The 14,885-nt window shown below is 70.8% G+C and carries 14 protein-coding genes and 2 pseudogenes; 11 read left to right on the top strand and 5 right to left on the bottom strand.

Annotated elements, in window-relative coordinates; translation table 11 throughout:
- Positions 1 to 315, bottom strand: a pseudogene (locus A5713_RS29300) (hypothetical protein); the annotation flags it as partial.
- Here A5713_RS29300 and A5713_RS18625 point away from each other — a divergent pair.
- Positions 314 to 733, top strand: a complete 420-nt coding sequence (locus tag A5713_RS18625; RefSeq protein ID WP_068097943.1) for a hypothetical protein — start codon at positions 314 to 316, stop codon at positions 731 to 733. The pseudogene A5713_RS29300 and the gene A5713_RS18625 overlap by 2 nt on opposite strands.
- Here A5713_RS18625 and A5713_RS18620 read toward each other — a convergent pair.
- The 3 genes from A5713_RS18620 to cobG are packed head-to-tail and all read right to left on the bottom strand — an operon-like array spanning position 730 to position 3,948.
- Positions 730 to 2,223 (bottom strand): precorrin-2 C(20)-methyltransferase, encoded by a 1,494-nt coding sequence (locus A5713_RS18620; RefSeq protein WP_068097942.1) that lies wholly within the window; start codon positions 2,221 to 2,223, stop codon positions 730 to 732. The two genes, A5713_RS18625 and A5713_RS18620, sit on opposite strands and share 4 nt — an antisense overlap.
- On the bottom strand, positions 2,220 to 2,846 hold the full coding sequence (locus tag A5713_RS18615; protein WP_068097941.1) for a precorrin-8X methylmutase: 627 nt from the start codon (positions 2,844 to 2,846) through the stop codon (positions 2,220 to 2,222). Before A5713_RS18615 ends, A5713_RS18620 begins: the two co-directional genes overlap by 4 nt.
- Positions 2,847 to 2,850: 4 nt before the next feature.
- Positions 2,851 to 3,948 (bottom strand): precorrin-3B synthase, encoded by a 1,098-nt coding sequence (gene cobG / locus A5713_RS18610; RefSeq protein ID WP_068097939.1) that lies wholly within the window; start codon positions 3,946 to 3,948, stop codon positions 2,851 to 2,853.
- Positions 3,949 to 4,039: 91 nt separating this feature from the next.
- Here cobG and A5713_RS18605 point away from each other — a divergent pair, with 91 nt between their 5' ends.
- From A5713_RS18605 to A5713_RS18580, 7 genes are all read left to right on the top strand, one after another.
- Positions 4,040 to 4,867 carry an ABC transporter permease gene (locus tag A5713_RS18605; protein ID WP_068097937.1) on the top strand — a complete coding sequence of 276 codons (828 nt, stop codon included), beginning with the start codon at positions 4,040 to 4,042 and terminating at the stop codon, positions 4,865 to 4,867.
- Between the two features lie 11 nt (positions 4,868 to 4,878).
- Positions 4,879 to 5,637: an ABC transporter ATP-binding protein gene (locus A5713_RS18600; RefSeq protein ID WP_067926962.1), complete on the top strand. Its 759-nt coding sequence runs from the start codon at positions 4,879 to 4,881 to the stop codon at positions 5,635 to 5,637.
- 2 nt (positions 5,638 to 5,639) lie between these two features.
- Positions 5,640 to 6,650 (top strand): ABC transporter substrate-binding protein, encoded by a 1,011-nt coding sequence (locus A5713_RS18595; protein ID WP_067926964.1) that lies wholly within the window; start codon positions 5,640 to 5,642, stop codon positions 6,648 to 6,650.
- A gap of 83 nt (positions 6,651 to 6,733) precedes the next feature.
- On the top strand, positions 6,734 to 6,880 hold the full coding sequence (locus tag A5713_RS28410) for a hypothetical protein (RefSeq protein WP_156751939.1): 147 nt from the start codon (positions 6,734 to 6,736) through the stop codon (positions 6,878 to 6,880).
- Between the two features lie 42 nt (positions 6,881 to 6,922).
- On the top strand, positions 6,923 to 7,591 hold the full coding sequence (locus A5713_RS18590; RefSeq protein ID WP_068097944.1) for a S9 family peptidase: 669 nt from the start codon (positions 6,923 to 6,925) through the stop codon (positions 7,589 to 7,591).
- Between the two features lie 3 nt (positions 7,592 to 7,594).
- Positions 7,595 to 11,203: a cobaltochelatase subunit CobN gene (gene cobN, locus A5713_RS18585; protein WP_068097935.1), complete on the top strand. Its 3,609-nt coding sequence runs from the start codon at positions 7,595 to 7,597 to the stop codon at positions 11,201 to 11,203.
- Positions 11,204 to 11,222: 19 nt separating this feature from the next.
- Positions 11,223 to 11,618 carry a PPOX class F420-dependent oxidoreductase gene (locus A5713_RS18580; RefSeq protein ID WP_068097933.1) on the top strand — a complete coding sequence of 132 codons (396 nt, stop codon included), beginning with the start codon at positions 11,223 to 11,225 and terminating at the stop codon, positions 11,616 to 11,618.
- Positions 11,619 to 11,679: 61 nt separating this feature from the next.
- On the opposite strand, the gene A5713_RS18575 is transcribed toward A5713_RS18580, so the two are convergent.
- Positions 11,680 to 12,381, bottom strand: a complete 702-nt coding sequence (locus tag A5713_RS18575) for a dienelactone hydrolase family protein (RefSeq protein ID WP_068097931.1) — start codon at positions 12,379 to 12,381, stop codon at positions 11,680 to 11,682.
- A 73-nt stretch (positions 12,382 to 12,454) separates the two neighbouring features.
- Between A5713_RS18575 and A5713_RS18570 the strand changes: the two genes are divergently transcribed.
- The 3 genes and pseudogenes from A5713_RS18570 to A5713_RS18560 all read left to right on the top strand — a co-directional run.
- Positions 12,455 to 13,003, top strand: coding sequence for an FxsA family protein (locus tag A5713_RS18570; protein ID WP_068097929.1), 549 nt, complete (start codon positions 12,455 to 12,457; stop codon positions 13,001 to 13,003).
- A gap of 104 nt (positions 13,004 to 13,107) precedes the next feature.
- A complete protein-coding gene (locus tag A5713_RS18565) occupies positions 13,108 to 14,640 on the top strand; it encodes an amidohydrolase (RefSeq protein ID WP_156751940.1) in 1,533 nt (510 codons plus the stop codon).
- A pseudogene (locus tag A5713_RS18560) lies at positions 14,633 to 14,885 on the top strand (hypothetical protein); the annotation flags it as partial. The gene A5713_RS18565 and the pseudogene A5713_RS18560, both read left to right, overlap by 8 nt.

The raw sequence follows: 14,885 nt of genomic DNA, 5'->3' as shown, positions 1-14,885 counted from the left end.
GGTGCTGGCACCGATGGTCGTCTCCGTTCTGGGCGCCGCCGCGGCCGGAGGTGCGGCGGCGGCGATCACCGCGGTCGGCGTCGCGGCGCCGTTGTCGGCCGGCGCCCCGCTGCCGGCGCCCGCACCCGCCTCGGCGCCGATGGCGTCCGCGCCGGCTCCTACCATCAGCACGGCGCCGGCGAGCGTGAGCAACGCCCCGACGGTGTCGAGCGCCCCCGCGTCGACCGTGGCCAGCCCCACCGGGGGCGGGCCGGCCGGCGGCGGACCGGGCCCCGGCTTCAGCCCGACGGCCGCGGACGGCATCGGCGCGGGCATGTCCGACGCCCTCTACGCCGCGGCGCTGTCGGGGCTGGCGGCGCGCGGCAGCGCCAGCGGCCGGGCCCGGCGGAAGTCGGAGGAACCGGCGCCCGACGACGTCGACGCACCCGCTGCGGCCGCGGCGGCCACAGCGGCCAGGAAGAAGGCCCGGGCCCGCCGGCGCCGCGCCGGTACCGCCACCGACCGAGCGTACCGCTACGAATTCCTGGACCTCGAACAGGATTCGGGCGCCGACGACGAGGACCTGGCCGCCGTGGGTGCCTCGGATCAGGGCGGGGGGCCGCTCGGATTCGCCGGGGCCGCAACGAGGTCCGGTGTCGGCCGGCCGGCCGGGTTGGCGACGCTGACCCGCGGTGGGTTGGGCGACGGCCCCGCCGTGCCGATGATGCCCAGCAGCTGGGACGGCGACGCCTAGCCCAGGGGATAGCGGCGGGGCGTGAACACCCGGTCGCCGGAGTCGCCCGGGTACCACTGGGTTTGCGAGGAACCGACGATCAGCAGGCAGCGCATGTCCACCTCGGCGGGATCCAGATCGGCCAGCCGCACCACACGCACGTCCTCGTCGGGGCCGGAAACGCTGCGGCCGATCACCACCGGCGTCCCCGGCTCGCGGTGTTCCAGGAGCAGGTCGCGCATCGCGGCGACCTGCCACGTCCGGGCCTTGGAGGCAGGGTTGTAGATGGCCAGGACGAGGTCCGCGGCGGCCGCCGCGGACAACCGCTGAGCGATGATTTCCCACGGCTTGAGCCGGTCGGACAGCGAGATCACCGCGTAGTCGTGGCCCAGGGGAGCGCCGACCCGGCTGGCGACGGCCTGGGCGGCGGTCATCGCCGGAATGACCCGCACCCGAACTCCCGGCCACTCCTTGGCCTCTTCCAATACGGCGGTCGCCATGGCGAACACCCCGGGATCGCCCGACGACACCACCGCGACGGAGCGCCCTTGCTCGGCCAACGCGCAGGCCAGTCGGGCGCGCGCGGGTTCGTCGGTGTTGTCGCTGGGATGACGCCGCTGGCCGTCGCGCAGCGGGACGCGGTCCAGGTAGCCGCTGTAGCCGATCAGGTCGGTCGCGGCGGCCAGCTCGCGCCGGCTCTGCGGCGTCATCCAGTCGGCGTCGCCGGGTCCCAGACCCACCACCGCGACCGCTCCGGCCGGGGAGGGCTGCCGCCCGCGCCGCCCACCGGGCAGCATGGCCAGCGAGAAGTACGGCACGCCCGCCTCGTCGACCTCGGCGGCGGGCAGGATGCGCTGCCCGGCGGTGCTGGCCCGTTCGACGTAATACGCGTCGTCGAGCTGTCCTGACGCTGAAAGTGCTTCGCGCACAGCGTGATACGAGCGACCGAGTTTCAGCACCACGGCCGCGTCGGCATCGGCCAGGCGGCGGGTCAGCTCCGCGACCGGCAGGGTGCCCGGCAGCACAGAGAGCACCTCGTCACCGGCGACCAACGGGGTCGCGATGGCCGCGGAGGCGGCGCTCACCGACGTCACACCCGGCACGATGACGGCGTCGAACCGCTCGGTCAGCCGGGTGTGCAGATGCATATACGAGCTGTAGAACAGCGGGTCGCCCTCCGCGAGCAGCGCCACATTGCGACCGGCGTCAAGATGGGCGGCGATGCGGGCGGCGGCCTCGACGTAGAAGTCCTCCAGCGCACCGGCGTAGCCGCCGGGATGGTCGGTCACCTCGGTGGTCACCGGGTAGATCAGGTGCTCTTCGATCTGGCCGGGCCGCAGGTAGGGCTCGGCGATGCCACGCGCGATGCTGCGGCCATGCCGGGCGCTGTGGTAGGCCACCACGTCGGCCTCACCGATCACCCGGGCCGCCTTCACGGTGACCAACTCCGGGTCGCCGGGCCCAAGCCCGACACCCCAAAGCGTGCCCCTCCGGTTGGCCTGGTCGGTCATTCGCGATCGCTCGCGATCGCATTGACGGCGGCGGCGGCCATAGCGCTGCCGCCGCGACGCCCCCGCACCACCAGATACGACATCCCGCGTGGGCGGTCGATGAGCTCCTGCTTGGACTGTGCCGACCCGACGAATCCGACCGGGCCGCCCAGCACACCCGCCGGCGGGGGAACTCCTTCGTCGATCAGCTCGAGCAGACGGAACAGGGCGGTGGGCGCGTTGCCGATCGCCAGCACGGCACCCGACAGCCGGTCGGCCCACAGCTCCACCCCGGCGGCCGAGCGGGTGGTGTGCCGGCGCGCCGCCAGCTCCGGGGCGCGCGGGTCGGCCACCAGCGACACCACGTCGTTGCCGGCCGGCAGCCGCGCACCGGTGATCCCGGCCGCCACCATCGACGAGTCGCACAGCACCGGGGCGCCGGCGCGCAGGGCTGCGCCGACGCGGCCGACGACATCGTCGGTGAACGCGACATGCTCGGCGACGTCGACCTGCCCGCAGGTGTGGATCAACCGGACCACGACGCGCGCGACGTCGTTCGGGAACCGGGCCAGGTCGGCTTCGGCGCGGATGGTCGCGAACGACTGGCGATAGATCTCCGCCGCGTCGCGGATGTAGTCGAGCACCCGATTACCGTAGCTGGCGGTATCCGTCGCCGGTCGCCACCAGCACCTCGCCCTCGAGCGGGCTGCCGCAGGCGCGGTCGCAACCAACGAAGTGGCGATGCACTCCCGAATGCTCGTCGAGTGCCCGGGCGGCGTCGACCCGAACGTCGGAGGCCGAGTGCGCGCACCCGGGGCTTCCGGTGCAGGCGCTGACGTTGAGCCAGGGCGAGTTCTCGTCGAACACCAGACCCAACGGCGCCAGCACCCGCAGCGCGACGTCCGCGACGGCCTCGTCGAGATCGCACACCAGCACCGACCGCCACGGAGTGATCACCACCGGCGCCTCGATCGCCGCGAGGTACTCCGCGACGCGGGCGGGCAGCACCCCCAGCGGCACGGCGGCGCCGAGCGCCACGCGGCCGTCGTCCTGGTCGATCCAGCCGACCGGCGGCCTGGTAACCGCGGCAAAGGGGGTGGCGTCGAGCTCGGCGCCGGGGAGCAGGCTTGCGATATCGTCCAATTCCTTGACACGCCAAGCGGTTCCGCGCGTGAACGCGAAACGCGTCGCGATGATGACCAGCGTCTCGATCACCTCGCCGGCGCTGAGCCGGACACCGGTGTCGCGCCCGGCCAGCAGCAGCGCGTAGCCGTCGGGGAACGCGTGCACGCCGACGTCGGCGCACAGGCCGGACACGTCGGCGCGCCCGTCGTCAAGGCCGAACCAGAACCGGCCGCCGAGCTCGGCGAGGCCGGGCTCGGCGCAGATCGCCGCGTCCAGCTCGGAGACCCACGGCCGGACATCGGCGTTGCCGCCGGCCCGGCCGGACAGCGGCGACGCGACGATGTTGCGGACGCGCTCATGGGTCGCCGACGGCAACAGCCCGGCATCGGCGATCGCCGCGGCCGCCGCCGGCACGTCGGTGATCCCACGCACCTGCACATTGGCGCGCGCGGTGAGCTCCAGCGTCGCCGAGCCGTATTCGCCGGCCACCCGCGCCAGCGCGGCCAGCTGAGCCGCCGTCAGCGTGCCGCCGGGTAGCCGGATCCGCGCCAACGCGCCGTCGGCCGCCCGGTGCACCTGCAGCGCACCCGGGCAGGCGTCGGTGTCGCGCGTCCTGGCCACCCATCCACCGTACGGCCACCACGTTCTGCATTGCCTTCAGCCAGAGGCAAACCCTTACCCGAGGTGCCGGTCGCACCATAGCGTCGGCCCAGTGAGCACTGCCACCGCGCTCAACGCTGCCACGAAACATCCCGGCGGCTCCGCACCCACCGCGCCCAGCGGGCTATGGGAGCGCCGCAAATGGGAAGTCGTGCGCATCGCGTCCCCGCTGGCGTTGCTCGCGCTGTGGCAGGTGGGCAGCGCGATCGATGTCATTCCGCCGGATGTGCTTCCCGCTCCCTCGTTGATCGTCGAGGCCGGCTTGGAGTTGACCCGCAACGGCCAGCTCGCGGACGCGCTGCAAGTCTCCGCCGTCCGCGTTGTCGAGGGGCTCCTGCTGGGCGGCGTCATCGGGATCGTCGCGGGCGCCGCGGTCGGCCTATCCCGCTGGGTCGAATCGACCGTGGACCCGCCCATGCAGATGATCCGCGCACTGCCACACCTGGGTTTGATCCCGCTGTTCATTCTTTGGTTCGGGATCGGCGAGTTGCCCAAAGTGCTGCTCGTCGCGTTGGGTGTGGCCTTTCCCTTGTACCTCAACACCTTTTCGGCGATCCGTCAGGTTGACCCGAAAATGGTCGAAACCGCTCAGGTGCTGGGGTTCTCGTTGTATCAGCGGTTCAGCCGGATTCTCGTGCCCAGCACCGCGCCGCAGGTATTGGTCGGCTTCCGGCAGTCACTGGCGATCGCGTGGCTGACCTTGATCGTGGCAGAGCAGATCAACGCCGACAAGGGGATTGGCTTCCTCATCAACAATGCGCGCGACTTTCTGCGCATCGACATCATCATCTTCGGGCTGACCGTCTATGCGTTGCTGGGCATCACCACCGACACGGTCGTACGCCTGCTCGAACGCCGCGCCCTGCGCTACCAACACTGAAAGGTTCGGGCTTGACACTCATCGCAGAATCCGGCGCAGCTCGGCGAGCGCTGCGTACCGAGATCGCCGGCGAGCTGCGCCACGTCGACAAGTGGTACGGCAGCCGCCATGTGCTCAAAGACGTTTCGGTGCGCGTAGGAAGCGGCGAGATCGTTGCACTGGTCGGGCGCAGCGGCTCGGGAAAGTCCACAGTCCTGCGGGTACTGGCCGGCCTCTCGCGTGACCACACGGGCGATCGGGTGGTGGCCGGGGCCCCGGCGTTGGCATTCCAGGAGCCGCGCCTTTTGCCATGGCGTGACGTGCGAACCAATGTCGGATATGGCCTGAACCGCAACCGGCTTCCGCGGGCTCTCGTTCGGCAACGCGCTGATCAGGCACTGATCGACGTAGGGCTGGCCGACCACGCCGACGCCTGGCCGCTGACCCTTTCCGGCGGCCAGGCGCAACGTGTTTCGCTGGCCCGGGCGCTTGTCGCCGAACCGCAGCTGCTCCTGCTCGATGAACCGTTCGGGGCGCTGGACGCGCTGACGCGGCTGACGATGCACGCCCTGCTGCTGCAGCTGTGGCGCGAGCACGAGTTTGGCGTACTCCTGGTGACGCATGACGTCGACGAAGCGGTGGCACTGGCCGACCGTGTCCTGGTCCTCGAGGAAGGGCGGGTCGTTCACACATTGGCGATCGACGAGCCTCGCCGCGTGCCCGGAGACCCAGGGGCTCACAGCGCGCGGCATCGTGCCGAGTTGCTGGATCGCCTTGGGGTGCGGCTGTAGCCATGTGGCGAGGTTTCGTGGCGCTGACCGCGGCAGTCGGGCTTGTGTTGACCGGATGCGTTTCCCGCGCAGGTAATTCGGGCCCGGCCGCGGCTCCTGCTGCGGTGCCATTGTCGGAGTTGTCGGGTCTCACGCTGCAGGTCGGGGATCAGAAAGGAGGCACCGAAGCGCTGCTGCGTTCCGCTGGGCAGCTGGACAAGCTGCCCTACCGGATCGCGTTCTCGACGTTCACATCCGGGCCGCCGCAGGTGGAGGCGGCCACCGCCGGCAAGATCGACTTCGCGATCACCGGTAATACTCCACCGATTTTCGGGGCGGCCAGCAACGCAAAGATCAAGGCGGTTTCCGCATACGGCGGGGGCGGTGCGGGCAATCGCATTCTGGTACACGCCGACTCACCGATCACGTCGGTCACCGACCTACGCGGCAAGACGATCGCGGTTGCCAAAGGCAGCTCATCCCATGCGAACCTGTTGGCGCAGCTGGAAAAGGCGGGACTAAAGCCCGTCGAGGTGAAGTTCGTGTTCCTGCAACCCGCCGACGCTCTTTCGGCCTTCAGTCAGCGCCAGGCCGACGCGTGGGCCATCTGGGATCCCTACACTGCGCAGGCCGAACAGCAGATCCCGGTGCGCAGCATTGCCGAGGCGCAGGGGGTGACCAACGGCGACTGGATTGGTGTAGCGTCCGACCAGGCGCTGGCCGATCCGAAACGCAACACCGCGCTGTCCGACCTGTTGGTCCGGTTTGAAAGGGCCGTGCAGTGGGCCAGGTCGCACCCGCAGGAATGGGCCCAAAACTATGCTGCCGCAGTCGGATTGGACCCACGAGTTGCTGCGGTGGCCGAGGCTCGCAGCCTGCGTCTACCGACCGAGCTCGGTGACGAGGTGGTCGCCTCGGAACAGAAGCTGGCCAACCTTTTTGCGGCGGCGGGCCAGCTTCAATCGTCGCCCCGGTTTTCCAACTGGGTCGACCGTCGATTCAATGAGGTATTACGACAAGGCCTCGTCAGCTGAACTCGGGGGATGAATGTCGGCAAAGTTCTTTGGTTTTTGCCCACCACGGGTTTTCGCCCACCACGGGTGACAGCCGGTCGATCGTGGGGGGATCACACGCGTCGCCGCACCACTCAGTCCCGGCGAGCCATCGCAACGAATTCATCCTGTCGGGGCATCCCCACCTCGAAGAGGCGTACTGGTTCGCCGAGGGCGTGCTGCCGATCCTGCGCGGGAAAGGCGTGGCCTGATCGGCAGTTTGTGGCCGTGCCATCCGGGGCATCCCCGTGCCCGTGGAGACGCTGGAGTACGGCCCGGGACGTCTCGTGGATGTCTACGGCGATGCGACGCAACCCACCGTCCTGTTGTGGCACGGCATGCAGACCGATGCCCGCGCTGCCTTCCGTCCTCTCGCCGGCATGCTCGCTGAGCACGGCGCGTCGGCGGTGGTGCCGGACTGGAACTCGCACGCCGACGACGGCGGCCGCGCCGATCTGCTGGGATCGCTGGATTTCGCACGCGATTTCGCGAGTCGGGGCAACCGCATCGTCCTCGTCGGGTGGTCGATGGGAGGTGCGGCCGCGGCGGCCGTCGCACTCAGCGGCGACGCGCAACTGGCGCACACCGTCTGCCTGGCGGGCGCTTTCATGGTCCCCGACCCGATTTTCGGTCGACGTGCCACCGAGCACCTCTCGGCGCAGCGCATCGGCGCGCCGTTCCTGCTGCTGCACGGCCGGGCCGACGACGCCGTCCCCGTCACGGCCAGCAGGGAGTTCGCCACGGCCCTCGACCGGGTCGGCTGGCCGGTCGAATTGGTGGAGTTGGCCGCCGACCACGGATCCGTCGCCGGCGCCGACTACGACCCGAACGCGGATTGCTACGTGCCGGGGAAGAGCGAGGAGGCGCTGCGGGTGGCCGGCGAGGTCGCCGCCCGGGTCGCGGCGACGCTGCTGTACGAATGAGGGGTGGCTGAGCCGACCATCCTGCTGCTGTCGACATCCGACACGGACCTGATCAGCGCCCGGGCCAGCGGCAAGAACTATCGGTGGGCCAACCCGTCGCGCCTGGACGAAAGCGTGGGGGCACCTCCCGCTTGCGGGGGACTGCCCGAGCTGCTGGCCGGGCTATTGGAGGATGCCGCGATCGTCGTGGTGCGAATCCTCGGCGGCTACCGCGCGTGGCAGAGCGGCATCGACATGGTGCTCGCCAGCGGCGTGCCGACGGTGTTGGTCAGCGGCGAGCAGGCCGCCGACGCTGAGTTGACCGGCCTGTCCACGCTGGCGGCCGGCATCGCGGTCCAGTCGCACATCTATCTGGCGCACGGCGGCGTGGAGAACCTGCGCCAGCTGCACGCCTTCCTGTCCGACACCGTCCTGATGACCGGGTTCGGCTTCGGCCCGCCGGTGGTCACACCGACCTGGGGCGAGCTGGAGCGACCCACCACCGACGCTGACGGCCCCACGATCGCCGTCCTGTATTACCGCGCGCAGCAACTGGCGGGCAACACCGGCTACGTCGAGGCGCTGTGCCGGGCCATCGAGGACGCCGGCGGGCGGCCGCTGCCGGTCTACTGTGCGTCGCTGCGCACCGCCGAACCCGAACTGCTGCAACGGCTTGGCGACGCCGACGCCATGGTGGTCACCGTCCTGGCCGCCGGGGGACTGAAGCCGGCCGCGGTGTCCGCCGGCGGCGATGATGACAGCTGGAACGTCGAACACCTGGCGGCCCTTGACGTTCCGATCCTGCAGGGATTGTGCCTGACCAGCTCTCGGGCCCAGTGGAGCGCAAACGACGACGGGCTCAGCCCACTGGACGTGGCCACCCAGGTGGCGGTGCCCGAGTTCGACGGCCGCATCATCACGGTCCCGTTCTCCTTCAAGGAGATCGACGACGACGGGTTGATCGCCTACGTCGCCGACCCGGAACGATGCGCCCGGGTCGCGGGCCTGGCGGTCCGGCACGCCCGGCTGCGCCACGTCGCCCCCGCCGACAAGCGGGTGGCCCTGGTGTTCTCGGCCTACCCGACCAAGCACGCCCGCATCGGCAACGCGGTGGGCTTGGACACCCCGGCCAGCGCGGTCGCGCTGCTGCGGGCCATGCGCGAGCGCGGCTACCAGGTGGGCGAGCTGCCCGGGGTCGAGGCCGGCGACGGTGACGCCCTGATCCACGCGTTGATCGAACGCGGCGGCCAGGACCCCGACTGGCTCACCGAAGGGCAGCTGGCCGGCAATCCGATCAGGTTGTCCGCCAAGGACTACCGCGACTGGTTCGACACCCTGCCCGCCGAGCTGACGGACGCGGTGACACGGCACTGGGGTCCGCCGCCCGGCGACCTCTTCGTGGATCGCACGCAAGACCCCGACGGCGAGATCGTCATCGCCGCCATGCAGGCGGGCAACCTGGTGCTGATGGTGCAGCCGCCCCGCGGATTCGGGGAGAACCCGGTGGCGATCTACCACGACCCGGACCTGCCGCCCAGCCACCATTATCTGGCTGCCTACCGCTGGCTGGACACGGGTTTCGGTACGCACGCGATAGTGCACCTGGGCAAGCACGGCAACCTGGAGTGGCTGCCCGGGAAGACGCTGGGCATGTCGGCGGCCTGCGGATCCGACGCGGCGCTGGGTGACCTGCCGCTCATCTACCCCTTCCTGGTCAACGACCCGGGCGAGGGCACCCAGGCCAAGAGGCGGGCGCACGCGGTGCTGGTCGATCACCTCATCCCGCCGATGGCGCGCGCCGAAACCTACGGCGACATCGCCCGCCTGGAGCAGCTGCTCGACGAGCACGCCAACGTCGCCGCGCTGGACCCCGGCAAGCTGCCCGCCATCCGCCAACAGATCTGGACGCTGATTCGGGCCGCCAAGATGGACCACGACCTCGGGCTGACCGAGCGGCCCCCGGAGGACTCCTTCGACGACATGCTGCTGCACGTCGACGGCTGGCTCTGCGAGATCAAGGACGTGCAGATCCGCGACGGCCTGCACATCCTGGGTCAAAAGCCCTCGGGGGAAACCGAACTCGACTTGGTGCTGGCGATACTGCGGGCCCGCCAGCTGTTCGGCGGCGAGCAGGCCATTCCCGGCCTGCGGCAGGCGCTGGGCTTGGCCGAGGACGGCACCGACGAGCGGTCGGCGGTCGACCGGGCCGAGTCCGCCGCCCGGGAACTCGTCGCCGCGCTGCAGGTCAGCGGTTGGGATCCCGACGCCGTCGACCGGATCACCGAGAATCCGGACGTGGCAAGGGTCTTGCGGTTTGCGGCAACCGAGGTGGTGCCCCGGCTCGCCGGCACCGCCGCCGAAATCGACCAGGTGCTCAACGCGTTGGACGGCCACTTCATCGCGGCCGGCCCGTCGGGATCGCCGCTGCGCGGCCTGGTGAACGTGCTGCCCACCGGCCGCAACTTCTACTCCGTGGATCCCAAGGCGGTGCCGTCGCGGCTGGCGTGGGAGGCCGGGGTTGCCCTGGCGGATTCGCTGCTGGCCCGCTACCGCCACGACCATGGGCGGTGGCCGCAATCAGTGGGGCTGTCGGTGTGGGGCACGTCGGCGATGCGCACGGCCGGCGACGATATCGCCGAAGTGCTTGCGCTGCTCGGGGTTCGGCCCGTCTGGGACGACGCGTCGCGGCGCGTCGTCGATCTCACGCCCATTCCGCCGGCCGAGTTGGGCCGCCCGCGTATTGACGTCACCGTGCGGATCTCGGGCTTCTTCCGGGACGCCTTCCCGCACGTGGTGACGATGCTCGACGACGCGGTGCAGCTGGTGGCTGGCCTCGACGAGTCCGCCGACGACAACTACGTGTGCGCGCACGCCCAGGCCGACCTGGCCCAGCATGGCGACCAAAGGCGCTCCACGACACGGATTTTCGGATCCAAGCCCGGCACCTACGGGGCGGGGCTGTTGCAGCTGATCGACAGCCGCAACTGGCGCGACGACGCCGACCTGGCGCAGGTGTACACCGCGTGGGGCGGCTTCGCCTACGGCCGCGACCTGGACGGCCGCGAGGCGGTCGACGACATGAACCGCCAGTACCGGCGCATTGCGGTGGCCGCCAAGAACACCGACACCCGTGAACACGACATCGCCGATTCCGACGACTACTTCCAATATCACGGCGGCATGGTGGCGACGGTCCGGGCGTTGACCGGCCAGGCCCCGGCCGCCTATATCGGCGACAACACCCGGCCCGACGCGATCCGTACCCGCACCCTGTCCGAGGAGACCACGCGGGTGTTCCGCGCCCGCGTCGTCAACCCACGCTGGATGGCGGCGATGCGCCGGCACGGCTACAAGGGCGCGTTCGAGATGGCGGCGACCGTGGACTACCTGTTCGGGTACGACGCGACCGCCGGGGTGATGGCCGACTGGATGTACGAACAGCTCACCGAGCGCTACGTGCTGGATCCCGAGAACCGCAAGTTCATGGCCGAATCCAACCCGTGGGCGCTACACGGGATGGCCGAACGGCTGCTGGAGGCCGCCGGCCGCGGCATGTGGGAACAGCCGCAGCCGGAGACGATCGACGGGCTGCGCCAGGCGCTGTTGGAAACCGAGGGCGACCTGGAGGGCTGACCGGCGGTAGGTTGTTACCGTGACGCCCACCTTCGCCGATCTCGCCAAGGCGCAGTACATCCTGCTGACCACCTTCACCAAGGACGGCAAGCCCAAGCCGACGCCGATCTGGGCGGCTTTGGACACGCTCAGCGGGGACCGGCTCCTGGTCATCACCCAGGAAAAGTCGTGGAAGGTCAAGCGGATCCGCAACACCCCGCGCGTCACCCTGGCGACCTGCACCATGCAGGGCAAACCGACGAGCGAGGCCGTCGAAGGCGCCGCCGCCGTCCTCGACGCGTCGCACACCCCGGCCGTCTACGACGCGATCGGGAAGCGGTACGGCATCGTGGGCAAGGTGTTCAACTTCTTCAGCAAGCTGCGCGGCGGCATGGAAAACAACGTCGGGCTCGAGCTCAGGGTGGCGCCGGCCTGACGCAGGCGACACGCGCACGTCAGCGACGACGTTGTCGCGAAAGTTGGTGTGCCTGAGGGCCTTACGTCCCGGACGCCAGATGTTCGCCGAAGAATGCGAAGACCCGCCTCCACGCGTCCTCGGTGGCGGCCTCGTCGTAGCCGAAACCGGCGATTCGGTTGAGCGGCTGGCCTGGGAGCTTGTTGGCGAAACTGTGCCCGACGCCGGGGTAGACCTTGATATCGGCGGTGATGTTCTTACTGGCGGTCACCTTGCGCAGCTTTTCGGGGGCGCCCCTGCCCAGCGGGTCGCGACTGCCGAAGCTCGCCACGATCGGGCACGCCCCTTCAAGGGTCTTGTCGAGGTTGCGGGGCAGGGGAGTGCCATAGAACGGGGCGGAGGCGCCGAAACCCTTGGGCGACATCACCAGTGCGAACTGGCCGCCCATGCAGAAGCCCGCGACGCCGACCTCACCGGTGCATTCGGGCATGGCCCGCAAGTGATCGCGGGCGGCCAGGATGTCGTCGAGGGCACGGCCGCGCTGCGTCTGCAGCTCTTTCATGACCCGGGTGATACAGCGGATGCGCCCGCCCCGCGCGTACATGTTCGGGGTGATCGCGACGTAGCCGGCATCGGCGATGCGCTTGTTCGTCGATTCCTTGTCGCTGCGGTAGCCGACGATGTCGTGGATCACCACCACGCCGGGCCACGGGCCCTGACCGGCGGGGAGGTCGAGCAGCGCGTCGATCGGTCCGTCGGGGGTGTCGATCTCAATCGTCGTCATGTCGTCATCTAACTGCAATCGGCCCGGACACCACCATGGGAACTTCGGCTCGGCCGGCGCACGTTGGCCAGACATGTTGTCACGGCTGTTTCTGGTCTACGCCGTCGTGGAGCTGGCGGCGATCACCGCCCTGGTTGCGACGATCGGGTGGGGTTGGACGCTGCTGGCGCTGGCGGGCAGCCTGCTGCTCGGCTGGGGGCTCTTGTTGCCGATGTCGGGCTCGCACCTGCTCCGCCAGCTCGGGCACCTGCGGTCCGGCCTCGCCGAGCGGCGTACGGCGGTGCGGGACGGGACGTTGGTCACGCTGGGCGCCCTGCTCGTCGTGATACCCGGGCCGGTCACCACGGTGTTGGGACTCCTGCTGCTGGTGCGGCCCGTCCGGTCGGCCGTCGGCCCGGGGCTGGCCGCGCTCGCGATGCGCGGCCTGCGGCGGCGGATGCCGCTGCTCGCCGAGACGGCGTTGTTCGGCGCCGGTGTGCCCCGCGGTGGCGCCGCGCCGGGCGACGGCTACCTCGACGGCTACATCGAGGGCGAGGTCGTGGACGTCCGGGACATCCGGCCGCCCGCCCTGCCGAACGAGCCGGTGCGTGGCGGGTACCCGGGGCGGCCCGCCTGGGACTGAACACCGGCCGCCGGCACACGTAGTTTTGCCCTGTGAGCGAGACGTCCACCACGCTGCTGGTCAACGGCCGGGTGTATAGCCCGACCCATCCCGACGCCACCGCCATGGCGGTGCGGGGCGACGTCGTCGCGTGGCTGGGCGGCGATGACGTCGGCCGCAGCCTGTTTCCCGGCGCCGACATCGAGGACTTGGACGGCGGTTTCGTGGCGCCGGGGTTCGTCGACAGCCACATCCATCTGACCGCGACCGGCCTGACGCTCAGCGGACTGGATCTGCGAGGGGCGCGCTCGCGGGAGCACTGCATCCAAATGATCGCCGACTACGCGGCGGCCCACCCGGGCCGGCCCGTGTGGGGGCATGGCTGGGATGAGTCGTCGTGGCCGGAGAACAGGCCGCCGGACACCGCCGACCTCGACACCGTCCTCGGTTCTCGGCCCGCCTATCTGACCAGAGTCGACGTCCACTCCGCGCTCGCCTCCACCGCGTTGCGCCGGCTGGTCGCCGATCTACCGGCGGCGGCGGGCTTCGCCCCCGACCAGCCGCTCACCGGCGACGCGCACCACCTGGTCCGCGCCGTCGCCCGCGGCCTGCTGACGCCCGACCAGCTGACCGAGGCCCGGACGGCCGCCCTTTCGGCCGCCGCGGCGGCCGGCATCGTCGCGGTGCACGAATGCGCCGGGCCCGAGATCGGCGGCCTGGACGACTGGCTGCAGCTGCGGTCCCTCGATCACGGCGTCGAGGTGATCGGCTACTGGGGCGAGGCGGTCAGCACGCCGGAGCGGGCGCGCGCGCTTGTCGAGCAGACCGGAGCCCGCGGGCTGGCCGGTGACCTGTTCGTCGACGGCGCGCTGGGGTCACGCACCGCCTGGCTGCACGAGCCGTACGCCGACGCCACGGACCGGCTCGGCACCTGCTACCTCGACCCCGACGCCATCGAGGCGCACCTGCGGGCCTGCACCGAAGCGGAGGTGACCGCGGGCTTCCACGTCATCGGCGACGCCGCCGTCTCGGCGGTGGTCACCGCCTTCGAACGGGTCGTCGCGCGGCTCGGAGGGGCGGCCGTCGCCCGGTGCGGTCACCGCCTCGAGCACGTCGAAATGGTCACCGCCGAGCAAGCCGCCCAACTTGGGCAATGGGGCGTCATCGCCAGCGTGCAGCCCAACTTCGACGCGCTGTGGGGCGGCGCCGACGGCATGTACGCGCGGCGCCTCGGCGCCCAGCGAGGCAGCCGGCTCAACCCGCTTGCGCTGTTAGCATCCCAAGGCGTGCCCCTCGCCCTAGGTTCCGACGCACCGGTCACGGGCCTCGACCCGTGGGCGAGCGTGCGGGCGGCGGCCACCCATCGAACCCCCGGCAGCGCGATCTCCGCGCGGGCCGCGTTCGCCGCCGCGACCCGCGGTGGCTGGCGGGCCGCCGGCGTCCGCGACGGCACGACGGGAACGCTGGTGCCGGGCGCCCCGGCCTCCTACGCCGTCTGGAACGCGGGACCCTTGGACGTCCACGCACCCCGCGACGCCGTCGCGCGCTGGTCGACCGACCCGCGCGCCCGGGTGCCGGCCCTACCGCGCCTGGGCCCGACCGATGCCCTGCCACGCTGCCGTCGAACTGTGCACCGGGGCGCTGTCATCCATGGCTAGGGAATGGTTCGGCCGAAAGGACGGTCCTGACCGGGCCGACCAACTCGGCCCGGTGGACGACGGCCCCGCGCCGCACCCGGACACCGATCCGATCAGCGACGAAGCCGAATCAGAGCGCGACGACGAGCCCGTCGACGTCCAACCGCAGTCTGCCCCCGAGCCCGAGCCCGAGCCCGACGACGGCGTCGACGCCCCGGAACCCGGCGCCCCGGCGCTGGCGGACCGCCTGGGCCGCGCGCGGCGGC

Origin of the sequence: Mycobacterium sp. E2497 (assembly GCF_001668695.1) — a bacterium.
Classification (GTDB): domain Bacteria; phylum Actinomycetota; class Actinomycetes; order Mycobacteriales; family Mycobacteriaceae; genus Mycobacterium.
The sequence above is the reverse complement of the archived record's forward strand: the minus strand, read 5'-3'. Positions and strand labels throughout refer to the sequence as shown.